At 71.6% G+C, this 22,140-nt stretch carries 20 protein-coding genes and 1 tRNA gene; 15 read left to right on the top strand and 6 right to left on the bottom strand.

Annotated features, from left to right (window positions below):
* Window positions 1-44: 44 nt before the first annotated feature.
* The 4 genes from IM767_RS14440 to IM767_RS14455 all read left to right on the top strand — a co-directional run bounded on the left by IM767_RS14440 (window position 45) and on the right by IM767_RS14455 (window position 3,268).
* On the top strand, window positions 45-662 hold the full coding sequence (locus tag IM767_RS14440) for a DNA polymerase III subunit gamma/tau (RefSeq protein ID WP_109210668.1): 618 nt from the start codon (window positions 45-47) through the stop codon (window positions 660-662).
* Window positions 659-1,003 carry a hypothetical protein gene (locus IM767_RS14445; RefSeq protein ID WP_109210667.1) on the top strand — a complete coding sequence of 115 codons (345 nt, stop codon included), beginning with the start codon at window positions 659-661 and terminating at the stop codon, window positions 1,001-1,003. The genes IM767_RS14440 and IM767_RS14445 overlap by 4 nt, the downstream gene beginning before the upstream one ends.
* Window positions 1,004-1,161: 158 nt before the next feature.
* Window positions 1,162-2,766 carry a phosphoglycerate dehydrogenase gene (gene serA, locus IM767_RS14450; protein ID WP_109210666.1) on the top strand — a complete coding sequence of 535 codons (1,605 nt, stop codon included), beginning with the start codon at window positions 1,162-1,164 and terminating at the stop codon, window positions 2,764-2,766.
* A 19-nt stretch (window positions 2,767-2,785) separates the two neighbouring features.
* On the top strand, window positions 2,786-3,268 hold the full coding sequence (locus tag IM767_RS14455) for a DUF2867 domain-containing protein (RefSeq protein WP_109210665.1): 483 nt from the start codon (window positions 2,786-2,788) through the stop codon (window positions 3,266-3,268).
* A gap of 57 nt (window positions 3,269-3,325) precedes the next feature.
* Here the strand turns inward: IM767_RS14455 and IM767_RS14460 are convergent, their stop codons facing one another.
* Window positions 3,326-3,871: a TetR/AcrR family transcriptional regulator gene (locus IM767_RS14460; RefSeq protein WP_109210664.1), complete on the bottom strand. Its 546-nt coding sequence runs from the start codon at window positions 3,869-3,871 to the stop codon at window positions 3,326-3,328.
* 63 nt (window positions 3,872-3,934) lie between these two features.
* On the opposite strand from IM767_RS14460, the gene IM767_RS14465 reads away from it, so the two are divergent.
* The 5 genes from IM767_RS14465 to IM767_RS14485 all read left to right on the top strand — a co-directional run bounded on the left by IM767_RS14465 (window position 3,935) and on the right by IM767_RS14485 (window position 9,981).
* On the top strand, window positions 3,935-5,476 hold the full coding sequence (locus tag IM767_RS14465; protein ID WP_109210663.1) for an MFS transporter: 1,542 nt from the start codon (window positions 3,935-3,937) through the stop codon (window positions 5,474-5,476).
* A 106-nt stretch (window positions 5,477-5,582) separates the two neighbouring features.
* Complete coding sequence (locus IM767_RS14470; RefSeq protein WP_109210662.1) at window positions 5,583-6,650, top strand: 3-isopropylmalate dehydrogenase; 1,068 nt, start codon at window positions 5,583-5,585, stop codon at window positions 6,648-6,650.
* A gap of 81 nt (window positions 6,651-6,731) precedes the next feature.
* Window positions 6,732-7,838, top strand: a complete 1,107-nt coding sequence (locus tag IM767_RS14475) for a branched-chain amino acid aminotransferase (RefSeq protein WP_109210661.1) — start codon at window positions 6,732-6,734, stop codon at window positions 7,836-7,838.
* An 81-nt stretch (window positions 7,839-7,919) separates the two neighbouring features.
* Window positions 7,920-8,687 (top strand): fumarylacetoacetate hydrolase family protein, encoded by a 768-nt coding sequence (locus IM767_RS14480; RefSeq protein ID WP_109210660.1) that lies wholly within the window; start codon window positions 7,920-7,922, stop codon window positions 8,685-8,687.
* Window positions 8,680-9,981 carry an MFS transporter gene (locus tag IM767_RS14485; protein WP_109210659.1) on the top strand — a complete coding sequence of 434 codons (1,302 nt, stop codon included), beginning with the start codon at window positions 8,680-8,682 and terminating at the stop codon, window positions 9,979-9,981. Before IM767_RS14480 ends, IM767_RS14485 begins: the two co-directional genes overlap by 8 nt.
* 17 nt (window positions 9,982-9,998) lie before the next feature.
* Here IM767_RS14485 and IM767_RS14490 read toward each other — a convergent pair whose 3' ends face one another.
* The 4 genes from IM767_RS14490 to IM767_RS14505 form a co-directional block, all read right to left on the bottom strand.
* Window positions 9,999-11,261 carry an alanine racemase gene (locus IM767_RS14490; protein ID WP_109210658.1) on the bottom strand — a complete coding sequence of 421 codons (1,263 nt, stop codon included), beginning with the start codon at window positions 11,259-11,261 and terminating at the stop codon, window positions 9,999-10,001.
* The gene (locus tag IM767_RS14495; protein ID WP_109210657.1) at window positions 11,261-11,647 is read right to left on the bottom strand and encodes a RidA family protein; all 387 of its coding nucleotides are present in this window, start codon (window positions 11,645-11,647) and stop codon (window positions 11,261-11,263) included. The genes IM767_RS14490 and IM767_RS14495 overlap by 1 nt, the downstream gene beginning before the upstream one ends.
* Window positions 11,644-13,263 carry an N-acyl-D-amino-acid deacylase family protein gene (locus IM767_RS14500; RefSeq protein ID WP_109210656.1) on the bottom strand — a complete coding sequence of 540 codons (1,620 nt, stop codon included), beginning with the start codon at window positions 13,261-13,263 and terminating at the stop codon, window positions 11,644-11,646. Before IM767_RS14500 ends, IM767_RS14495 begins: the two co-directional genes overlap by 4 nt.
* 75 nt (window positions 13,264-13,338) lie before the next feature.
* On the bottom strand, window positions 13,339-14,406 hold the full coding sequence (locus IM767_RS14505; protein ID WP_109210655.1) for an aminotransferase class V-fold PLP-dependent enzyme: 1,068 nt from the start codon (window positions 14,404-14,406) through the stop codon (window positions 13,339-13,341).
* Window positions 14,407-14,487: 81 nt separating this feature from the next.
* Here IM767_RS14505 and IM767_RS14510 point away from each other — a divergent pair, with 81 nt between their 5' ends.
* From IM767_RS14510 to IM767_RS14525, 4 genes are all read left to right on the top strand, one after another.
* Window positions 14,488-15,492 carry a LysR family transcriptional regulator gene (locus IM767_RS14510; protein WP_239453308.1) on the top strand — a complete coding sequence of 335 codons (1,005 nt, stop codon included), beginning with the start codon at window positions 14,488-14,490 and terminating at the stop codon, window positions 15,490-15,492.
* Window positions 15,493-15,503: 11 nt separating this feature from the next.
* Window positions 15,504-17,033, top strand: a complete 1,530-nt coding sequence (gene gltX, locus IM767_RS14515; RefSeq protein WP_109210654.1) for a glutamate--tRNA ligase — start codon at window positions 15,504-15,506, stop codon at window positions 17,031-17,033.
* Between the two features lie 69 nt (window positions 17,034-17,102).
* Window positions 17,103-17,174, top strand: a tRNA-Gln gene (locus IM767_RS14520).
* A 163-nt stretch (window positions 17,175-17,337) separates the two neighbouring features.
* Complete coding sequence (locus tag IM767_RS14525; protein ID WP_109210653.1) at window positions 17,338-19,308, top strand: serine/threonine-protein kinase; 1,971 nt, start codon at window positions 17,338-17,340, stop codon at window positions 19,306-19,308.
* An 87-nt stretch (window positions 19,309-19,395) separates the two neighbouring features.
* Here the strand turns inward: IM767_RS14525 and IM767_RS14530 are convergent, their stop codons facing one another.
* On the bottom strand, window positions 19,396-20,319 hold the full coding sequence (locus IM767_RS14530; RefSeq protein WP_109210652.1) for an aminoglycoside phosphotransferase family protein: 924 nt from the start codon (window positions 20,317-20,319) through the stop codon (window positions 19,396-19,398).
* Between the two features lie 74 nt (window positions 20,320-20,393).
* On the opposite strand from IM767_RS14530, the gene IM767_RS14535 reads away from it, so the two are divergent.
* Both IM767_RS14535 and pfkB read left to right on the top strand, forming a co-directional pair.
* Window positions 20,394-21,173, top strand: coding sequence for a DeoR/GlpR family DNA-binding transcription regulator (locus IM767_RS14535; protein ID WP_109210651.1), 780 nt, complete (start codon window positions 20,394-20,396; stop codon window positions 21,171-21,173).
* Window positions 21,170-22,111: a 1-phosphofructokinase gene (pfkB, locus tag IM767_RS14540; RefSeq protein ID WP_109210650.1), complete on the top strand. Its 942-nt coding sequence runs from the start codon at window positions 21,170-21,172 to the stop codon at window positions 22,109-22,111. The genes IM767_RS14535 and pfkB overlap by 4 nt, the downstream gene beginning before the upstream one ends.
* The last annotated feature ends 29 nt before the right edge of the window (window positions 22,112-22,140 follow it).

Raw genomic sequence — 22,140 nt, forward strand, 5'->3', positions numbered from 1 at the left:
TGTGCTCGCGGCCCCGCCGGGTCGCCCCGCACTACGCTGGGACCGTGACTGCCGGACGCGACGACGACGCCCTGACCTGGGACGGCGACGACGATCCCACCCTCGATCTCGGCGCATCCGCCGGAGCCGACGCGCGCGCCGACGCCGACGCGCCTGACGCGCCGTCCGGGGCTGACGCGGTGGATGAGCCGCGATCGCCGGGCCAGGCATCCGCCGTCGCGAACCCGGGCGCCACGCTTCCGGAGGGGTACACGGCTGTCGGCAAGGGCAGCGAGGCGGTGGCTTCCGCCGGCGCCGGGGGTGCGGCATCCGTCGACGCCGATGTCACCCCGGACGACGACGGCGACGCATCGGACGAGCGGCCGCATCTCGGCAACGGCGCGCTCGTCGGCCTCGGCGTGCTGGGCGGCGTGTACCTGCTGTTCACCGTCGGGTGGATCATCGGCGGCTTGCGGCTGAACGATCTCTCCGTCTTTCTCGTGTCTCCGGCCGCATCGGTGCCGGCACTGTGGCTAGCGGTTCTCGCGCCGGCGCTCTGGTTCGGGACCGTTTTGCTTCTCACCCGACGCTCCGCACTCTGGCTGCGTTTCATTCTCTTGGTGGCGGGAGCTGTCTTGATGGTGCCCTGGCCGTTCATCATGCTCGGGGCGGTGGGATCGTGACCTCCGATGTGACACAGACGCCACGCACGCCGACATGGCTGGTGGCGACGATCGCCGCCGCATTCGGTCTCTTCTACGCCTACGCGGTATGGAACGCGGTCGCCTTCCTTATCCAGCAGGCGACGGGAATGCTGGGGCTCAACGCTCTCGGATGGGGCGTACTGCTCTTTGCCGTCGCGTTCCCGATCATCGTGTTCGCCGTGGCGCTTGGTGTGGGCATGAGACGGCCTCCAGGTCACCTAGCAGTCATTCTCCTTACCGGTCTCGGGCTTGTGGCGATCTTCTGGCTGAATGTCGTCGCGTATGCGCTCGCGTACGGCTCGTCGCTGGTCGGCGGATGATCTCGGCGGCGTCGTTCCTGGCCTGACCGTCGTCACACGGTCGGGCGGGCGCTCGCGCGGGAGGTAGGCTGGCACAGGCCTCGCCCCCGACGGCGTGCGGCGCGGCATCCGGTCTGCCCTGCTCCGCGCGTTCGCGCATGCCCCACGAAGGAACACCCGTGCCGAAGCCTGTCGTCCTCATCGCCGAAGAGCTGTCTCCCGCCACGATCGACGCCCTGGGTCCGGACTTCGACGTCCGCACCGTGGACGGCACCGACCGGCCCGCGCTGCTGTCGGCGCTGGCCGACGCGAACGCCGTGCTGATCCGCTCGGCGACGAAGATCGACTCCGAGGCCATCGCGGCAGCGCCGGTGCTCAAGGTCGTCGCGCGCGCCGGCGTCGGACTCGACAACGTCGACATCAAGACGGCGACGACCGCCGGCGTCATGGTCGTGAACGCGCCGACCTCCAACATCATCTCGGCCGCCGAGCTCACCGTCGGCCACATCCTGAGCCTTGCCCGCCGCATTCCCGCCGCGCACGCGTCGCTCGCCGGCGGTGCCTGGAAGCGCAGCTCGTACACGGGCACGGAGCTCTTCGAGAAGACCGTCGGCATCATCGGCCTCGGCCGCATCGGCGCCCTGATCACGGCGCGTCTGCAGGCCTTCGGCGTGTCGGTCATCGCCTACGACCCTTATGTCACCCCCACCCGGGCGCAGCAGCTCGGCGTGCAGCTGGTCGAGCTCGACGAGCTGCTCGCTCAGAGCGACTTCGTCACCATCCACATGCCGAAGACCCCCGAGACCACGGGCATGATCGGCACGGAGCAGTTCCGCCTGATGAAGCCGACGGCCTATGTCGTGAACGTCGCGCGCGGCGGCCTCATCGACGAGGAGGCCCTCTACACGGCGCTCACCACGGGTGAGATCGCCGGCGCCGGCCTCGACGTCTTCACCAGCGAGCCGCCCGCGCAGGACGGCACCGCCTTCCCGCTGCTGAACCTGCCGAACGTCGTCGTGACGCCGCACCTCGGCGCGTCCACCGATGAGGCGCAGGAGAAGGCCGGCATCTCGGTCGCCAAGTCGGTCAAGCTCGCGCTCGAGGGCGACCTCGTCCCCGACGCGGTCAACGTCGCCGGCGGCATCATCGACCCCTTCGTGCGTCCGGGCATCTCGCTCGTCGAGCAGCTGGGCCAGTTCTTCACCGGGCTCGCGCACAGCGCGCTCACCAGCCTCGACATCGAGGTGCGCGGCGAGCTCGCTGCCTACGACGTCAGCGTCTACCGCCTCGCCGCGCTCAAGGGCATCCTCGCCAACGTGGTCAGCGAGAACGTCTCGTACGTGAACGCCCCGCTGTTCGCCGAGCAGCGCGGCATCGAGACGCGACTGATCGTCGAGGCCGAGAGCCCGCTGTACCGCAACATCACGATCCTGCGCGGCACCCTGGCCGACGGGTCGGTGCTCACGGTCGCCGGCACGCTGGCCGGCACCCGCATGGTGCCCAAGGTCGTCGGGATCAACGGCTACGAGATCGAGGTGCCGATCGAGCGCCACCACCTGGTGATGCGCTACGCGGACCGCCCCGGCATCGTCGCCATCTACGGCCAGAAGCTCGGCGACGCCGGCATCAACATCGCCGGCCTCCAGGTCGCCCAGGCCGATGCGAGCGGCCGTGCGCTCTCGGTCCTCACGGTCGACTCGCCCGTGCCCGAGGCCGTGCTCGACGAGATGCGCGAGGCGGTGGGCGCCGACCTCTTCCGCCTCATCGAGGTCACCGAGGCCTGAGCGCGAGGCCGGTCCCGCGATGAGCTCCCTCACCGAGCCCGACGGGGGACCGGCATTCCGCAGCCTCGCCTTCGACGGCTGGCAGCGGTTCGACTACGGCGACGTGCTGCTCGCGGCGCTTCCGCCCGCCGCGACGCGGGATCCGCGCGTGTGGGCCGAGACCCTCTTCTCACCGGCCGGCGCCCCCGTCTGGGTGAAGGCGGCGATGGGACTGCGCATGGCCCTTGCTCCGCTGCTCGGTCTCGAGGCGGCGCCGCGAGGCGTGTTCGACGTGCGCCGGGTGGAGGGCGACGAGGCGTTGATCGAATACGTCGACGCGCACCTCACGTTCCGATGCGGAGTGGGAGTGGATGCCGCCTCCGCCGTCGTGCGGGTCACCACGGTGGTGCGCTTCAACGACTGGCGCGGACGCGTCTACTTCACGCCGGTCTCACTCGTGCACCCGCTGGTCGTGGGATCGATGCTGCGCCGCACCCGGCGCGCGCTCGCGCGCGTGCGCTGACGCGCGGCCCGCGCCCCAGCGTCGATCGCGCGCCCGGCAGCGATCACGCGGCCGGCGTCAATCGCGCGCTGCGCGCTCGACCAGTGCGACCAGGGCGTTCAGCTCGTCGCCGCGGGGGACCGGCCCCGGGATCGACCCCCCTGACAGGGCGTTGTTGAAATAGAGGCCGTCGCTGACGAGCATCACGAGGTCGAGGGCTGTCGCGTCGCGCGTGTGCGGCTCGAGGACGGCGGCCCACTGCTCGCGGATGCCGCGGAGGGCATCGCTCGCGGCGGCATTCCCGCCCTGCGCGAGCCGCGACGTGGCGAGGATCGCCCGATCGATCGGATCGTTGGCCATGACCGAGGTGTGCAGGAAGTATGCGATCGGCCCCTCCGGCGCGGCCGCCATGAGGTCGACGTCCGCCTGCACCAGCGTCTCCAGCCGTTCCAGCAGCGCCGCCTCGAGGGCTTCCTTCGTTCCGAAGTGGTAGAGCAGACCGCCCTTCGAGACGCCGGCCGCCCGCGCCGTCGCGTCCATGGTGGCCGCGCGCTCGCCCTCCTCGATGAGGATCCGCTCGAACGCGTCGAGCACCTTCTCGCGGGCGAGAGGAGGACGGCTCATGTGCTCGATGGTATCGACGGCGGCCGCGGCATCCTGTTACTATACCGGCTGGACGGTATAGAAATGATGACTCTCACACAAGAACTCTCGCTCGCCGACGCCCAGGGGAGGAAGGTCGGCTGGCGAGGCTGGGCCGCGCTCGTCGTGCTCATGCTGCCGGTGCTGCTCGTCTCGGTCGACAACACCGTGCTGAGCTTCGCGCTGCCTTCGATCGCCCTCGAGCTGGGCCCGTCGAGCGCGCAGCAGCTGTGGATCATCGACGCGTACCCGCTGGTGCTGGCGGGTCTCCTCGTGACGATGGGCACGCTCGGCGACCGGTTCGGACGTCGACGGATGCTGCTCATCGGTGCGACCGGCTTCGCCGCGGTGTCGGTGCTCGCGGCCTTCGCTCCGAGTGCCGCGTGGCTGATCGCCGCGCGCGCGGCGATGGGCGTCTTCGGCGCCATGCTGATGCCGTCGACGCTGTCACTGCTGCGCAGCATCTTCACCGACCGCGATCAGCGGCGTCTGGCGATCGCCGTGTGGGCGGCGATGTTCTCCGCCGGTGCCGCGCTGGGTCCGATCGTCGGCGGCCTGCTGCTCGAGCACTTCTCGTGGGGCTCGGTGTTCCTGCTGTCGGTGCCGGTGCTCATCCCGCTGCTCGTGCTCGCACCGCTCCTGGTGCCCGAGAGCCGCGACCCGCGTCCGGGCCGGATCGATCCGCTCAGCATCGCGCTGTCGATGGCGACGATGATCCCGGTCGTGTACGGCATCAAGGAACTCGCCGTCCACGGCTTCGTCGTGGCTGCCTGGCTGCCGATGCTGGTGGGCCTCGGCTTCGGCGTGCTCTTCGTGCGGCGGCAGCTGCGCGCGGCCTCGCCGATGCTCGACATGCGGCTCTTCGGCCTCGGCACGTTCAGCGGTGCGCTGCTGGTGAACCTCCTCAGCGTGATCGCGCTGGTGGGCTTCCTGTTCTTCGTCGCGCAGCACCTGCAGCTGATCGTCGGCCTGTCCCCGATGGAAGCCGGCCTCGCGCTCGTGCCCGGACTCGCGATGATGATCGCGGCGGGCCTGGCGGTCGTGCCGATCTCGAAGAAGTGGCCTGCTCGCCTCGTGGTGCCGGTCGCCCTCGTGTTCTCGGTCGCCGGGTACATCACCGTCGCGTTCGCCACCGGACCGGAGAGCATCGGTGTGCTCGTCGTCGCCTTCGTATCGCTCGGCATCGGCATCGGCGCGGCCGAGACCGTGTCGAACGAGCTCGTGCTCGCCAGCGCCCCTCCCGCGAAGGCCGGCGCCGCGAGCGCCGTGTCGGAGACGGCGTACGAGCTGGGCGCGGTGCTGGGCACCACGGTGCTGGGCGGCATCCTCACCGCGCTCTACCGGACGAATCTCGTGATCCCGGACGGAATTCCGGATGCCTCGGCAGCGGCCGCGTCCGAGACCCTGGCCGGTGCGGTGCACGAGGCCGACGCGATCGGCGGCAGCACCGGTGCGGCGCTCTTCGAGGCGGCCGCCACCGCGTTCGATGCGGGCGTGACCGTCACGGCCCTCATCGGCGCCGGTCTGGTCGTCGTCGCGGGCGTGATCGCCGCCACGATGCTGCGCGGCGGTCGGGCCGAGCCCTGATCGGACGCCCTGCCTCCTGGCGCCTCGGGACCGGCGTAAGCAAGGACGGGCGGTCGCATCCCTCCCACTACCCTGGAAAGGATCCGCCCGAAGCTGTAGGAGCCCCATGACGTCTGTGCAGGAAACCAAGACCGTGAAGCTGGCCGTCATCCCGGGTGACGGCATCGGTCCGGAAGTCATCGCCGAGGCGGAGAAGGTGCTGGACGCCGCGGCAGCGGGCAGCGGCATCCGTTTCGACAAGACGCGCTTCTCGCTGGGGGCCGCCCGCTTCCTCGACACCGGCGACACGCTGACCTCCGACGACCTCGAGGCGATCAAGGGGCACGACGCGATCCTCCTCGGCGCGGTCGGGGGAGTGCCCGGCGACCCGCGGCTGAAGAACGCCAACATCGAGCGAGGCCTGCTGCTGAAGCTGCGGTTCGAGCTCGACCATTACGTCAACCTCCGCCCGTCGAAGCTCTATCCGGGCGTCCCCGGTCCGCTCGCCGAACCGGGCGACGTCGACTTCGTCGTCGTGCGCGAGGGCACCGAGGGCCCGTACGTGGGCAACGGCGGATCGATCCGCACCGGCACCCCGCACGAGGTCGCCAACGAGACGTCGGTGAACACCGCCTTCGGCGTCGAGCGCGTGGTGCGCTACGCGTTCGACCTCGCCGAGCGCCGCCGCAAGAAGCTGACGCTGGTGCACAAGACCAACGTGCTCGTCCACGCAGGCGGCATCTGGAAGCGGCTGGTCGACGAGGTGGCGCTCGAGCACCCCGACGTGACCGTAGACTATGTCCACGTCGACGCGGCCACCATCTATCTGGTCACGAACCCGGGCCGATTCGACGTCATCGTCACCGACAACCTCTTCGGCGACATCCTGACCGACCTGGCCGGCGCCGTCACCGGTGGCATCGGCCTCGCCGCCTCGGGCAACATCAACCCGGACGGCGCGTTCCCCTCGATGTTCGAGCCCGTGCACGGATCGGCGCCCGACATCGCAGGACAGCAGAAGGCCGATCCCACGGCCGCCATCCTCTCCGTCTCACTGCTGCTCGACCACCTCGGGCTCCACGACGAGGCACAGCGCGTCACGACCGCCGTCGAGGAGGATCTCGCCGCGCGCGGCTCTGCTGCCCGTACCACCGCGCAGATCGGCGACGCCATCGCCGGCCGGCTCCCGGCGTAACCTGGAACCGGCAAGCGCCTCTCCACCCAGCGGGATCCACCCCGCACGAAAGCCCAAAGCAGGAGAAAGCACGGTCCCGTCATGACCCTCATCGACTCAGATCCCGACACCGGACTCGCGCCGCTCGAGTTCACCGTCAACCGCAACCTCCAGGCGAAGAGCGCCGAGGAGCGGGACCAGATCCTCGCGAACCCCGGCTTCGGCACCCGCTTCACCGACCACATGGTCGACATCTGCTGGTCGGTCGGCGGCGGCTGGCACCGTCCCCGCGTGCAGCCGTACGGCCCGCTGTCGCTCGATCCCGCCGCGGCCGTGCTCCACTACGGCCAGGAGATCTTCGAGGGCATCAAGGCCTACCGCCACGCCGACGGGTCGATCCACACCTTCCGCCCCGATCAGAACGGCCGGCGTCTGCAGCGCTCCGCGCGGCGCCTCGCCCTTCCCGAGCTGCCGGTGAGCTACTTCATCCAGTCGCTGCGTGAGCTCATCGCGATCGACGGAGCATGGGTTCCCTCCGGCGAGGACCAGAGCCTGTACCTGCGTCCGTTCATGTTCGCCAAGGAGGCGTTCCTCGGCGTGCGCCCCGCGAACAAGGTCGGGTACTACGTGATCGCCTCACCCGCCGGCGCCTACTTCAAGGGCGGCGTGCAGCCGGTGTCGATCTGGCTCAGCGAGGACTACGCGCGCGCCGGCAAGGGCGGCACGGGGGCCGCGAAGACCGGCGGCAATTACGCCGCGAGCCTGCTGCCGCAGTCCGAGGCGTACGAGAACGAGTGCGACCAGGTCGTGTTCCTCGACCAGGACCGCAACGTGGAGGAGCTCGGCGGCATGAACGTCGTGTTCGTCTACAAGGACGGCACGCTGGTCACGCCGCAGTCCGACTCGATCCTCGAGGGCATCACGCGCGACTCGATCCTGCAGCTCGCGCAGGACCGCGGCCACAAGATCGAGGGCCGTGCGGTGTCGTTCGACGAGTGGCGCCAGGGCGTGGCCTCCGGCGACATCGTCGAGGTGTTCGCGTGCGGCACCGCCGCGGTGGTGACCCCCATCGGGGTGCTCAAGGGCAAGGACTTCCTCGACGAGCAGCCGACCGGCGAGCTGGCACTGTCGCTGCGCGAAGAGCTCACCGACATCCAGTACGGGCGCCGCGAGGACAAGCACGGCTGGCTCGTGCGTCTCGACGGCTGACGTCGATCCCGGATGCCCCGGCCCGTCGCCCGTGCGACGGCCGGGGCTTTCGGCGTCCGGGGTGGTGGCTAGGCTGAGCGGGTGAGGATCGCGCGCTTCAGCCACAACGACGCCATCAGATTCGGAATCGTCGACGAGGGGGAGCTGGTCGTCCTCGCGGGCGACCCGATGTTCGCCGGGTACGACACGACCGGCGAGCGGGTGCCCCTCTCGGATGTCGCGCTGCTCGCGCCGGTGATCCCGCGCTCGAAGATCGTGGCAGTGGGGCGCAATTACCGCGACCACGCGGCCGAGCTCGGCAACGACGTGCCGACTGCGCCGATGCTGTTCTTCAAACCGAATACCTCGGTGATCGGCCCGGGCGACGCGGTCGTGCTGCCGAAGGGGTCGGAGTTCATCAGCTTCGAGGGCGAGCTGGCGGCGGTCATCGGCCGGATCGCCAAGAACGTCCCCGCCGAGAACGCGCTCGACTACGTCTTCGGCTACACGATCGCGAACGACCTCACGGCGCGCGACTGGCAGAAGTCCGACGGCCAGTGGGCGCGTGCCAAGGGCTTCGACACGTCGTGCCCCCTCGGCCCCGCGATCGAGACCGACTTCGACGTGAACGGTCCGGCGCTCATCACCACCAGGCTCAACGGCGAGGTGCGTCAGCAGGGTCCGATCAGCGACATGATCTTCTCCCTCGCGGACGTCATCGCCTTCGCGTCGGCGGCCTTCACGCTGCTCCCGGGCGACGTGATCCTGACGGGGACCCCCGCCGGCGTGGGGCAGATCAGCGCGGGCGACACGGTCGAGGTCGAGATCACCGGGCTCGGGACGCTTCGCAACCCGGCCCGAGATGCCTGACACCGGATCCGCGGCAGCCGACGTCGCGCCGTCCGCGGCGGAGGTCGCGGGCGTTCAGCGGCGCACCGTGTGGGTGCTCTCGCTCGGGCAGGTGCTGGGCGGACTCGCGTTCGGGGCGACCCTGTCACTGGGCGCGGTGCTCGCCGCCGAGCTCTCGGGCGATGAGTCGTTCTCGGGACTCGCGGCGGCGGCCGTCACCTTGGGCACCGCCCTGACGGCCGTGCCGCTCGCCGCCATCGCCCGCCGTCGCGGCCGGCGACTCTCGCTCACGACCGGTATGGCGGTGGCCCTCATCGGCGTGGGGCTGGTCATCCTCGCGGTCGGACTCGGAGCCTTCCCGCTGCTCCTGGTCGGCTTCCTGATCATCGGCTCCGGCCAGGCCGCCAACCTGCAGTCGCGGTTCGCGGCCACGGATCTGGCGACGGATGCCTCGCGCGGCCGCGATCTGTCCATCGTGGTCTGGGCGACCACGGTGGGGGCCGTCCTCGGCCCCAACCTCACCGGTCCCGGAGAGGTCCTCGGCGGAGCGATCGGGATGCCGCCTTTGACCGGCGCCTATCTCTTCACCCTCGTTGCGCAGGGGCTCGCCATCGTGGTGTACCTCGTCGCGATGCGCCCGGATCCGCTGCTGCTCGCGCAGCGCGTGGTCGCGACTGCGCCGGCCGGCAGCAGGCCGATAGCCCGCGCCGACCGCCCCGTCGCGGCGCGCTACGCGATCTTCGCTGTGGCCGCCGCGCACGGCACCATGGTCTCGGTGATGGCGATGACGCCGGTGCACCTGGCGCATCTCACCCACGGCGCGACCGAGGCGGCGACGCTGTCGGTCATCGGCCTGACCATCAGCCTGCATATCGCCGGCATGTACGTGCTCTCCCCGGTGTTCGGCATCCTCGCCGACCGCCTCGGGCGCGTCCCCACGATCCTGATCGGCCAGGCGCTGCTGGCCGCCGCCCTGCTGACGGCCTCCTTCGGCCAGGCGTCCACGACGGCCGTGACCGTCGCGCTGGTGCTGCTCGGACTCGGGTGGAGCGCCACGACGGTCGCGGGCTCCACGCTTCTCACCGAGTCCTCCTCCGAGGCACTCCGCACGCGCCGGCAGGGCATCAGCGACTTCACGATGAGCATCGTGGGCGGCATCGGCGCGATCATCGCCGGAGGGGTGCTCGGCTGGCTCGGCTACGGGGGGCTCGCCCTCGTCGTCATGGTGCTCGTGGCGGCTTCGGTGCTCCTCGCACCGCTGGGCTGGCGCGCGTCAGTCGCCCCGGCCGCGGACGCTGGAGCGGCCGACGCCTGAGCAGGTTCCCCCGGCCGTCAGAACCGGGTCTCGACGAGGTCGGTCACTTCGGCCGAAGCGGGGTCGAACGTCGTGTCGTCGAGCGAATCCACCACGGGGACCAGCCGCCACTTGTCGAACATCGTGCAGGGGTGCGAGAGTCCGAACACGATCAGGTCGCCGGTGCCGAGAGCAGACGACGCGGGAACGCGGACGAACCCGTGCTGATCGCTGAGCTTGGTCATCTCGGCGTCGGGCAGCGGAAGGCGCGCGCCTGCGCCGTCGATCGCGTACAGCGGCACCGGCAGCCCCTCGTCGTAGGAGAAGTCCCGCTTGCCCGCGTCGACGATCGCCGTCTCGGCGTCCAGCCGCGACACCACGCGAGCCAGGCCCCGGGCGGCCGGGCGCAGCCCCGACCCCTCGAACGGCGAGTTGCGCCGGTAGTAGCCGTGATCGTGGACGACGTACGCCCCGGACCTCAGCACGAACCTGGCGCGGTCGCCGGCGACGGATGCCGCGGCGAAAGCCGCTCCGACGACGTCGGGGTATGCGCTGCCGCCGGCCGACACGAGGACGTCGCCCTCGTCGTACAGCGGCGCGAGGGCGTCGTGCACGGCGAGAAGCTCGTCGACGTACGCGCGCGCCGAAGCCAGCGCGTCGTCACCGCGGCCGTGCGCCACCGAGCCCTCATACCCCGTGACGCCGGCGAGTCGCACCGCCGGCGATGCCGCCGCCCGTTCGGCCACCGCGACCGCAGCGTCGAACGAACGCGCGCCGGTGCGCCCGCCGGGCCGGCCGACATCGACGAGCACCTCCAGCGGCGCGTCGACGGCATCCGGGAGGGCCTGCTCGATGAGGTCGATGCCACGCTGGTCGTCCACCCAGCTCCACACGCGGGTGCCGGCGGCGACGAGCCCGGCCGTCCAGCGGATGGCCTCCGGCTGCACGAGCTGGTTGGCCAGCATGATCGCCGGGATGCCGGCATCGGCCGCCACGCGCAGCTGCGAGGGGTTGGCGACGGTGATGCCGGTCGCGCCCACGTCGAGCTGACGCCGCCACAGCTGCGGGGCCATCGTCGTCTTGCCGTGGGGCATGAGCTCGAGCCCGCGCTCGGCGACCCACCCCGCGAGGAAGGCGATGTTGTCCGCGAGCGCGCCGTCATCGAGCACGACGAGGGGCGTCCACAGCTCCGAGAGCAGAGGGCGCGCCGCCAAGAACTCGGCGACCGTCTGCCCGGCCGCGCCCGCGGGGAGACCCTTGTCGCCCGCGTCCAGGACGCGCGCGGCGGCGTCGCCGGCCATCACTCGCCCGGCAGCACCGCGACGACGTCGATCTCGACGAGGATGTCGAACAGGTCGGAGCCCACGGTGGTGCGCACCGGGTAGGGCTCGGTGAAGAACTCGCCGTAGGCGCGGTTGTACTCGGCGAAGTCGCGCTTGAGGTGCTGCAGGTGAGCGGTCACCTTGACGACGTCGTCGAACGACGCGCCCTTCGCGGCCAGCACGCTTCCGACGTTGCGCAGCACCTGCTGCGTCTGCTCGTAGACGCCGCCGGCGACGACCTCGCCGGTGGCCGGATCCTGCGGCCCGAAGCCGGCGGTGAAGAGCAGGCCGGCGGCGGCGACACCGTGGCTGTAGGGGCCCGCGGGCTTCGGGGCGTTCTCGATGAGGACGGCGTGCTTGGTCATGGATTTCCTTTCGAGGGGGAGGGGGAGGGGGAGGGGGAGCGGCGCAGTCCGCGCCCGGAGCGGATTCCGGTGAGCGACCCGCCGCGGAGCACATGCCCGCCGCCGACGAACAGGTCATCGACGCCGCTCGCCGGGCGGCGCGGGAAGTCGTAGGTCGCGGCATCCGTCACCGCCGCGGGATCGACGATCGCGAGATCTGCCGCGGCGCCGGCGCGCACGGTGCCGCGATCGGCGAGGCCGAACCGCTCGGCCGTTCTCGACGACAGGTGAACGGCGGCCTCCTCCCACGAGAAGGACCGGCCGACATAGGTGCCGAGGAAGCGGGCGAACGCGCCCCACGCGCGCGGATGCGGCACGGCTCCGACGAAGATGCCGTCGGATCCGCCGGTGTGCGCCGGATGGGCGAACAGGCGCGCGAGATTCTCGACGGGGCGTTCGTCGCGGACGGCCATGACGGCGTTCACCTCGAGGCGGCCCGCGACCAGCAGGTCGAGCGTCGCATCCTCGACGGAGGTGCCTCGGCGCACGGCGACCTCGGCGAGGGTGAGTCCGGGCGCCCACGCCCATTCCGCGGCCGGCGTGTGACCGACCCGGATCATCGACGGCCACTGGGGCCCGAGGCTCGGCTTGTCCGCCAGGGCCGGGAACCAGTCCGCGCGCAGCCGGGCGCGCTCGGCGGGATCGGAGAGTCGCGTGATCGCCGTGTCGACATCGAGCGCGCTGTACTCGGGCGGCAGCACCGCCATCGACACCAGCGTGCAGCCGCGCGTATACGGGTACATGTCGAAGGTGAGGTCGGCGCCGGAGGCAGCGGCCTCCCCGAGCAGGCGCTCCGCGTCGGCCGCATCGACGTGCAGATGCGAGATATGCCCGCGGACGCCCTCGTGCGCAGCGCCGGGAGCGCAGATCTCGACGACTTCGCGAAGGCCTGCAGCCGTGTTCTTCTCGTAGCCGCCGCGCATGTGCGTGACGTAGAGGGCCCCGGCCGCGGCGACGGGAACGCAGAGCTGCGCGAGCTCCTCGGTGTCGGCGAAGATCCCCGGAACGTAGTCGAGGCCCGTCGACAGCCCGAGCGCACCGGCGTCGAGCCCCTCGGCCACGAGCTGCTGCATGCGCGCGAGCTGTGCGGCATCCGCTCGTCCCGCGGTCATCCCCATCACCTCGTGGCGCACGGTGCCGGCGGGCACGAGATAGCCGACGTTGAGGGAGGTGGTGCCGTCGTAGCTGCGCAGCAGCTCTGCGACACCGCCGCCGCTGTAGGTGGGATGCGCGCCGTTGATCGCGGCGAAGTAGCGGCTCGCCCATGAGCCGTCGCCCGGCGCGTACGATACGCCGTCCTGACCGCCGATCACCGCGGTGATGCCCTGTCGCAGCAGCGCGTGCTGCACGTCCGCATCGAACACGGCGCCGTCGGCATGCGCGTGGGCGTCGATGAACCCGGGCATCACCAGGCGTCCGGTGCAATCGACGACGGCATCGCCGTCCTGGGCATCCACGTCGCCGACCCGGCCGATCCGGTCGCCGACGATCGCGACGTCCGCCACCCGACCGCTGGCGCCCGTGCCATCGATCACCGTGCCGCCTCGCAGCACGGTGCGGTCGGAGTGGGGGGTCATGCGGCCTCCGTCGATGCGCGGCCCGGTGACCCGCGTTCGAAGTCTACGCAGTCGGCCCGGACGCGGCGGCGCGGGTCAGTGACCTAGCGCCGCCAACGCCAGGTCGACGTCGTCCTCGTCGTTGAAGATGTGGAATGCGACGCGCGCGCGCCCCGACCGCCCGGATGCCGTGATGCCGGCAGCCGTCAGTCGCGCGAGCTCGCAGCCCTCCGGGTCGTCCCACGTGACGATCGCCGACGCGCGCTCGGGCTCGGCGAGGCCGAGCCCGAGGCGGAACGCGGAAGCCAGCCCGGTCGCGTGGGCGTGGAGCTCCGACGGCTCGAGGCCGGCGAAGAGCTCGAGCGCCGGCGCCGCGCCGACGAACGCCTGCCACGCGGGTGAGACGTCGAACCGGCGTGCATCGGGCGCGAGCCGGACTTCGCCGCCGTAGCACGACGTCCACGGGTCGTCGCCGGCGTACCATCCGGCGTGGATGGGCGGCATCTGCGCCTCCAGACGCTCCGAGACGGTGAGGAACGACACCCCGCGGGGAGCGCAGAGCCACTTGTACGCGTGGCACACGACCGCGTCGAAGACGGATGCCTCGACCGGCAGCCAGCCGACCGCCTGGGTCGCGTCGCACAGAGTGAGCGTGTCGCAGGCGGCCGCGGCGGCGACGACCGCTGCGGCATCGGCGACCTCGCCGGTCGCCGACTGCACCAGTGAGAACGCCACGAGCGCGGTCCCCGGGCGCACGCTCTCGGCCAGGTCGCGAAGAGGAGCGGTGCGGACACGGATGCCGCGCCCGGCGTGCACGAACGGCAGCACCACGGAGGAGAACTCGCCCTCCGGGACCAGGACGTCTGCGCCGTCCGGCAGCGCGGAGGCCACCGTCGCCGCCGCCACCGACGTCTGGGAGCCGATCGCGACGCGCTCGGCGCCGATGCCGACGAGGGAGCCGAACAGCCCGCGCGAGCGTTCGACGGCAGCGCCGTACGCGGCGAGGTCCGGTCTTCCTGATGCGGAGGCGTCGAGGTCGGCCAGCACGGCATCGCGCGTGGCGCGAGGGGGAAGGCCCACGGTGCACGCGGCCAGGTAGTCGCGGCCGCCGGCGAACTCGCGCCGGGCGGCGTCGATGGAGGGCGAGTGAGCGAGGGCGGGCACGAGACAAGGATCCCGCCGGAAACAGTTCACGTCTACGGCAGGTGTTCCATGAGTTCCATCACGCGCAGTTATGATTTCGCCATGACCGATCCCGCCGATGACGACCCCGGCTTCGGTGCCCGTGAACTGCGCGTCGTGAAGGCCGTGGCCGACGCCGGATCGATCACCGGCGCCGCGGCTGTGCTGGGGTACAGCCAGCCCGCGGTCAGTCAGCAGCTGAAGCGCCTCGAACAGCGCCTCGGCGTGGCGATCGTGGAGCGCGTCGGCCGCAGCGTGCGCCTGACCGACGCCGGCCGCATCCTCGCGCGGCACGCACCTGCCGTGACCACCGCACTGGACGCCGCCGCCGGCGAGCTCGCCGAGCTCCGGGGCCTGCGCGTCGCTCGCGTGCGGCTGATGGGGTTCCCCTCGGCCTCGCCCACGATCGTGCCCCGGCTTCTCGCAGACCTCGCGCAGCGGCATCCCGGCATCTCCCTCACGTACGTCGAGGCCGAACCGCCCGAGGCTGTCGACGCGGTGCGCGAGGACCGCACCGACATCGCCCTGACCTTCAGCTACCCGGGCGACCGCGAGGATCCGCACGGCAGCAGCGCGCGCGGGCTCTCGGTCCACACGATCGGCACGGACGAGCTCCTCGCCGTCCTTCCCGTCGGCCACCCCGCAGCGCAGAGCACGTCGCTCGAGGTCGGTGCCCTCGCGGACGACGACTGGATCGCCGGCTGCCCGCGCTGCCGAGGGCACCTCCTCGAACTGTGCGGACGCGCCGGGTTCGCTCCGCGGATCGCGTTCGAGACCGACAACTTCGTCGCCGTCGAGGGCCTCGTCGCGCAGGGCATCGGAGTGGCGACACTTCCTCGCATGGCCGTCGAGTCGTTTCCGCAGCTGCCGGGGGTGGCGGTCGTGCCGCTGCCCGCGCGCGAGCAGCGGACGATCCACACCGTCACCGCCCGCGGCGCCGACCGGGTGCCCGCGGTGCGGGCGACGCTCAACGCCCTCGCCCGCCTCATCGCCGAGCCCGCGCGCCCGGCCGCGGGTGCGGCATCCGCTCCGCAGGCGTCATCGATGGGCGCGATGGCGGCTGACTAAACTCGGAGGCGATGTCTTCTTCGCCTGATCCTCGCACCACGACCGCCACCGGCGCGGATGTCCGCGTCCGCTTCTGCCCGTCGCCGACCGGTCTGCCGCACGTCGGCCTCATCCGCACCGTGCTGTTCAACTGGGCATACGCGCGTCACAACGGCGGCAAGCTCGTGTTCCGCATCGAAGACACCGACGCCGCACGCGACAGCGAGGAGAGCTACCGTCAGCTGCTCGACGCGCTCACCTGGCTCAAGATCGACTGGGACGAGGGCGTCGAGGTCGGCGGTCCGCACGCCCCTTACCGGCAGTCCGAGCGCCACGGCATCTACCGCGAGGTGCTCGACAAGCTCATCGCGTCGGGCGCTGTCTACGAGAGCTACTCCACCGCGGAGGAGATCGACGCCCGCAACGAAGCCAACGGCCGTGCCAAGCAGCTGGGCTACGACAACTTCGACCGCGACCTGACCGACGAGCAGAAGGCCGCGTTCCGCGCCGAGGGCCGGGAGCCCGCATGGCGGCTGCGTGTGCCCGACGAGGACCTGACCTACGTCGACCTGATTCGCGGCGAGGTGACCTTCCCCGCCGGGTCCTTCCCCGATTTCGTTCTCGTGCGCGCCGGGGGAGTTCCGCTCTATCCCTTCGTGAACCCTGTCGACGACGCCCTCATGGGCATCACCCACGTGATCCGCGGCGAGGATCTCATGCCCTCGACGGCTCGTCAGCTCGCGCTCTACGGCGCGCTGGTGGATGCCGGCGTCACGACCTTCATCCCGCGCTTCGCGCACATGCCGCTCGTGCTGGGCGAGGAGGGCAACAAGAAGCTTTCCAAGCGCGACCCGAAGGCGGATCTCTTCCTTCAGCGCGACAAGGGCTTCATCCACGAGGGCCTGCTCAACTACCTCGCCCTGCTGGGCTGGTCGATCGGCCCCGACCGGGACGTCTTCTCGCTCGAGGAGCTCGTCGCGGCCTTCGACATCGTCGACGTGAACCCCAACCCGGCCCGCTTCGATCAGAAGAAGGCGGAGTCGATCAACGGCGACCACATCCGGATGCTCGAGCCCTCCGACTTCGCCGCACGACTGGTGCCGTACCTCGCGGCCGCCGGGGTGGTCGACGAGACGCCCACGCCCCCGCAGCAGGCCATGCTCGTGGCGGCCGCTCCGCTGGTGCAGGAGCGGATGCAGCTCCTCGGCGACGCGCCGGGACTCCTCGGCTTCCTCTTCACCGACTCCGTCACCTACCAGGAGGACGCGCTGGCGTCGCTCCCCGCGAACGCGAACGAGGTGCTGGTCGCCTCCGTCGGCGCTCTCGAGGTCGTGCCCGAGACGGAGTTCACCGCGGCCGCCGTGCAGGATGCGCTCGCTGGTGCGCTCGTGTCGCCCGTCGAAGACGGCGGGCTGGGTCTCAAGCCCCGCGTCGCCTATGGTCCGCTGCGCGTCGCCCTGAGCGGCCGCCGCGTGTCGCCCCCGCTCTTCGAGTCGATGGAGCTGCTCGGCAAGACCGCGTCGATCCGCCGGCTCGCGGCGCTCGTCGACGCGCGCGGGTGACGGCTCGGTTTGGAGCACGTGCCGGCGTCGCGTAGACTCATTCCTCGGCACCGCTTCGGCTGACAGCCTTGGGGTATGGTGTAATTGGCAACACGGCTGATTCTGGTTCAGTTGTTCTTGGTTCGAGTCCAGGTACCCCAGCAAGACAGATAGCCCCGGAATTCCGCTTCACCGCGGAGACCGGGGCTCTTGCGTTTCCGGGTGCGATCTCCGCCGCTTCCACACCGTCTCCGCGGATGCAACCCCCTCGGCTCCCGCTGCAGCGAGCGTAGCGTTCACGCCAGGGTTCGAGGGGTGGGGCACGATGAGTACACCGTCCGCCCTCGTCGCCGATCGCTACCGGCTCGTGAAGCTGCTGGGGGCCGGCGGGATGGGCGTCGTGTGGCAGGCGTGGGATACGCGGCTGCGACGGCCGGTGGCGCTCAAGATGCTGCGCACGCAGCCCGAGCTCACCGACCGGGAGCGGCAGGTCGCCACCGACCGTGCGATGCGCGAGGCCAGGAACACCGCCGGCCTTCACCACCCACACGCGGTGACCGTGTTCGACGTCGTCGAGCACGAGGGCCAGCCCTGCATCGTGATGCAGCTGATCGAATCCACCCCGCTGTCGGATCTCCTCCGCGAGAACGGCACCATGACAACCGTCGAGACCGCCCGTGTCGGCGCCGAGGTCGCCTCCGCCCTCGCCGCCGCGCATGACTTGAAGATCGTCCACCGAGACGTCAAGCCCGGCAACATCCTGATCGCGGCCGACGGCTCGGCGATGATCAGCGATTTCGGCATCTCGCACGCGCTGGGCGACGCGACGATCACCGCGACCGGCATGATTCACGGCACGCCCGCCTACCTCGCGCCGGAAGTCGCGCGCGGACTGCCGACGAGTTTCGCCTCCGACGTCTTCTCGCTGGGCTCGACGCTGTACGCGATGCTCGAGGGCGACCCGCCGTTCGGGACCGAGCGGAACCCCATCACCCTCCTGCACAAGGTCGCCCGAGGCGGATACCCCGCCCCGAAGCACGCCGGGCCGCTGGCGGCGCCGCTGCGCAAGATGCTCTCCAGCCAGCCGAAGCGCCGACCGACGATGCAGTCCGTCGCGGAGATGCTGGCGGCGCTGCAGCAGGGGAACAGCCTTCCCGATCTGGCCGGCGACCTGCGCACGCTGGGATTCGGCGCCGCCGGGGTCGTGGCTGCGAGTTCCGCGGATGCCGATCGCGCCGGCGACGACGCGGAGACGCCGCAGACGGTCGCGTTCGACGAGGCGACGGCGGCGACCGAAGCGCTCGAAGACACTCCCCTCGAAGAGTCAGCGGCGACGGCGCCGACCGAAGCACTCCACGACGCCGCGGTCGAGGAGGTCGCGACACCGGCTGCGACTGCGGCGTCCGACGAGCCGTCGGCGACGGCTCCGACGGTCGCGCTCGAGGACGAGCCGGACGCTCCCGCCACGGTCGGGCCCGCCCGGCCCGATCGCGACGGCGCCGACATCCCGAACGCCATCTTCGTGCCGCCCCGTCCGCCCGACCCGATGCCCGTGCCTGCGCCCATCGGGCGCACCCTGCCGATGGACCAGCCCACTCGCTATCAGCCGCCGACGGCCGAGACCGAGCCGCTCGGTCGCGCGGCACGTGGCGACGTCGGCGTGCCGTCCCCGGGGCGGGAGCGCCCCGCGGAGGCGGCAACGGCAACGGCTCCCCGCGGGCGCCGCCGCCGGGTGGGGATCGTTGCGGGCGTGATCGCGGTCGTCGTCGCCGCGGTGATCGCCATCGTGCTGTCGCTCGACCTGCAGCCGGACGTCGCACCGCGCGCCGAACCGACTCCTGAACCCACGGCCGTCACGACTCCTGACGAGGAGTCAGCCCGTCCCACGCAGACCGCAGCGCCCGCACCCACGCCGAGTCCCTCGGCTCCGCCCGCCGTCGAACCGGCTCCGGCGCCGGCGCCGCAGGTCGCCCCCGAGCAGCGCGTGGTCGACACGATCACGGGCTACTACGCCATGCTCCCGGGTGACCGCGACGCAGCGTGGCCTCTCATGACCGCCGACTACCAGGTGAACCACGCCGGAGGTCGCGGCGGCTACGAGGCCTTCTGGTCGCAGGTGTCGGAGGTGTCGGTGTCAGAGGTGAGCGCCTCCAGCCCAGAGCAGGGGCAGGCGACGGTGACCTACCGCTTCCAGGACGGCCGTGTCGTCGAGGAGGTGACGGCGTACCGGTTCATCGACGAGGGCGGCGTGCTCAAGATCGCGGCCACAGAGGTGCTGAGCAGCCGAGGACTCTGAGTCCGGGCGCGCACCGGGATCCCGTCGACGGTCTCCTCGTCGAGAACCGCCGCCGCACGCGCTCGTCCGCGCCGCGTGGGACTCGGCTCACTCGTGCGCGGCGAGGACCTCGGCTGCGGCATCACGTCCCAGTGCGAAGTAGTCGGGGTTGTCGTCGCTGTGCGCCAGGAGAATGAGGGCGACGGCCACGGCCCAGGCGTGCGCCCGCACCCACGCTGCGTCGTCATACCGCGAACCCGCCGCAGCGATGAATCGGTCGCGGCCCTCGCGGTCGAAGGCGAGCCACGCGACGGAGAGGTCGTAGGCCGGGTCGCCGGCGGTCACGTCGCCGAAGTCGATGATCCCGGCCAGGACTCCGTCGTGGGCGACGAGGTTGCCCGGGTGGAGGTCGCCGTGGATCCACACCGGCGGTCGGTCCCACGGCGCGGCCTCGACGCCGGTGCGCCAGATCCGCAGCAGCGCGGAGGCGGATGCCGCGTCCAGCGTGCCGTGTCGCAGGAGGCCGTCGAGCCGGCCCTCGACCGCGTGTGCGCGCGCGGCCAGCGGGACGCCGCGGAACGGGTTGACCGGGTGGTCGTCGGGGGCGTCGACGTGGAGTAGGACGAGCGCGCGGGCGAGCGTCGACGCCCACGGCGTGCGGCGGGGGGTGTCGACATCCAGCACCCGCTCGCCGTCGATCCACGGCACGACGGACCACGCCCACGGGTACCCCTCGCCGGCGACGCCGTGCACGAGCGGCGCCGGCACGCGGACGCCGACCGAAGTCAGCCGTGCGGCGATCGCGGGGAGGGCGGCCTGCTCGTGCAGCACGAGCGGGGCCGACGCGGATCGCCGGGGGAGGCGGACTGCGTAGTCGTCGCCGAGCCGCCACACTTCGCTGTCCCAGCCCTCCGCCACTTTGCGCAGGCCTAATGAGTCGACCCCCGGGATGGTCTCCCGCGCCTGCCCGACCAGCAGCCGACGGATGAGTGATTCGTCGATGTCGACGTCGGCTGAGGGTTTGTCTTGCACCGTCCGAAGATACCCTGTTGTGTTTGTGTGGGACTGTGTTGTATTGTGTGGGAATCCAAAGGAGGGTGTGCACCATGTACGCGACGGAGCGCCACGAGCAGATCGAGCTTCTGCTGGCTGGGCAGGGCCGGGTCAGCGTCGTCGAGCTCGCCGACCGCTTCGACGTCACAACCGAGACGATCCGGCGCGACCTGGACCACCTGGAGACGCGCGGCGCATTGCGACGGGTGCACGGGGGAGCGGTCGCCCGAGAGCGCGCCAGCACCCGCGAGCCCTCGCTGGCTGAGCGCCTCGAGCACCACGGCAGCGCGAAGACCGCGATCGGCCGCCGCGCGCTCGACGCACTCGGCGCCGACTTCAGCGGCTCGCTGTTCCTCGACGCGGGAACGACCACGGGCGCCGTGGCCGCGGCTCTGGTTCCGCGGCTCGCCGACGCCCGCATCGAAGTCGTCACCCACTCGCTCACCCTGGGCCACTCGCTCGCGGGCGTGCCGGGAGCGTCGCTGTCGCTGGTCGGCGGCCGGGTGCGAGGGCTCACCGCCGCGGCCGTGGGGGCCGACACCGTCCGCACGATCGGCGCGCTCCGTCCCGATGTCGCCTTCGTCGGCACCAACGGCGTGTCGGCCGGGTTCGGCCTCAGCACCCCGGATCCCGATGAGGCCGCGGTCAAGCGCGCGATCGTGGAGTCCGCGCGGCGCGTGGTCGTCGTCGCCGACGCGGAGAAGCTGGGCGCCGAGCTGCTCGTCGGCTTCGCGGCGCTGTCCGACATCGACGTGCTGGTGACGGATGCCGCGCCCGACGAAGATCTCGCGGACGCGCTCGCGGACGCCGACGTGGAGGTCTGGCTCGCATGATCGTCACCCTCACCGCCAACCCGTCCCTCGACCGCACGGTGACGCTTCCGGCACCGCTTCAGGTCGGCGACGTGCAGTCCGCCGCCTCCACGCGGGAGGACGCCGGGGGCAAGGGCATCAACGTCGCCCGCGCCATCCGGGCGGCAGGCGAGGACTGCACCGCCGTGCTGCCGCTGGCCATCGGCGACCCGTTCGCGGCCGCGCTGCGCGAGGCCGGTCTTCACACCCATCGGGTCGCGGTCAGCGGCCACGTCCGCGCCAACCTCGCGATCACGGACCCCGCCGGCGTGACGACGAAGCTGAACCTCCCCGGCGCCGAGCTGTCGGCCGACGAGGTCGGTGCGGTCGTCGACGCGGTGGTGGCGGCATCCGCCGGCGCACGCTGGCTCGTCCTGGCAGGCTCGCTGCCTCCGGGCGCGGGAGAGGACTTCTACGTGCGAGTCATCCGGGCGGTCCGAGAAGCACACGGCTCCGACTCGCCGCTCGTGGCGGTCGACACCTCGGGGGCAGCCCTGGCGGCCGTCGTCGCCGACGGTGAGCCCGACCTCATCAAGCCGAACGACGAAGAGCTCTCCGAGCTCGCCGGCGCGGCCCTCGAGGATGCCGACCCGACGGCGATCGTGGGCATCGCGCGGTCGCTGGTCCCCACCCGCGCCCGCGCCGCCCTCATCACGCTCGGCGCACGCGGTGCGCTCCTCGTCGACGCCGACGGCGCCTGGGTGGCCACCCCGCCGCCGATCCGGGTCGTCAGCACGGTCGGCGCGGGTGACAGCTCCCTCGCGGGATACGTGCTGGCCGCGACGCGCGGCGCCGGCCCCGAGGAGCGGCTCCGCCTGGCCGTCCGCTACGGCGCGGCTGCGGCATCCCTTCCCGGCACGCAAGCCCCCGCCCCCGAAGACCTGCCGGCCGGCGACGTGCCCGTCGTCCGGCTCGCCTGACTCGACTCGCCCAGCACCCACCCACCCAC

The organism is Microbacterium ureisolvens (assembly GCF_015278315.1).
Taxonomy (GTDB): Bacteria; Actinomycetota; Actinomycetes; order Actinomycetales; family Microbacteriaceae; genus Microbacterium; species Microbacterium ureisolvens.

Bases quoted from the DNA above. Each gene is read 5' to 3' on its own strand.
- IM767_RS14455 (WP_109210665.1), top strand. From the start codon at position 2,786: ATGAGCTCCCTCACCGAGCCCGACGGGGGACCGGCATTCCGCAGCCTC.
- IM767_RS14460 (WP_109210664.1), bottom strand. From the start codon at position 3,871: ATGAGCCGTCCTCCTCTCGCCCGCGAGAAGGTGCTCGACGCGTTCGAG.
- IM767_RS14465 (WP_109210663.1), top strand. From the start codon at position 3,935: ATGATGACTCTCACACAAGAACTCTCGCTCGCCGACGCCCAGGGGAGG.
- IM767_RS14470 (WP_109210662.1), top strand. From the start codon at position 5,583: ATGACGTCTGTGCAGGAAACCAAGACCGTGAAGCTGGCCGTCATCCCG.
- IM767_RS14475 (WP_109210661.1), top strand. From the start codon at position 6,732: ATGACCCTCATCGACTCAGATCCCGACACCGGACTCGCGCCGCTCGAG.
- IM767_RS14485 (WP_109210659.1), top strand. From the start codon at position 8,680: ATGCCTGACACCGGATCCGCGGCAGCCGACGTCGCGCCGTCCGCGGCG.
- IM767_RS14490 (WP_109210658.1), bottom strand. From the start codon at position 11,261: ATGGCCGGCGACGCCGCCGCGCGCGTCCTGGACGCGGGCGACAAGGGT.
- IM767_RS14495 (WP_109210657.1), bottom strand. From the start codon at position 11,647: ATGACCAAGCACGCCGTCCTCATCGAGAACGCCCCGAAGCCCGCGGGC.
- IM767_RS14500 (WP_109210656.1), bottom strand. From the start codon at position 13,263: ATGACCCCCCACTCCGACCGCACCGTGCTGCGAGGCGGCACGGTGATC.
- IM767_RS14510 (WP_239453308.1), top strand. From the start codon at position 14,488: ATGACCGATCCCGCCGATGACGACCCCGGCTTCGGTGCCCGTGAACTG.
- gltX (WP_109210654.1), top strand. From the start codon at position 15,504: ATGTCTTCTTCGCCTGATCCTCGCACCACGACCGCCACCGGCGCGGAT.
- IM767_RS14525 (WP_109210653.1), top strand. From the start codon at position 17,338: ATGAGTACACCGTCCGCCCTCGTCGCCGATCGCTACCGGCTCGTGAAG.
- IM767_RS14535 (WP_109210651.1), top strand. From the start codon at position 20,394: ATGTACGCGACGGAGCGCCACGAGCAGATCGAGCTTCTGCTGGCTGGG.
- pfkB (WP_109210650.1), top strand. From the start codon at position 21,170: ATGATCGTCACCCTCACCGCCAACCCGTCCCTCGACCGCACGGTGACG.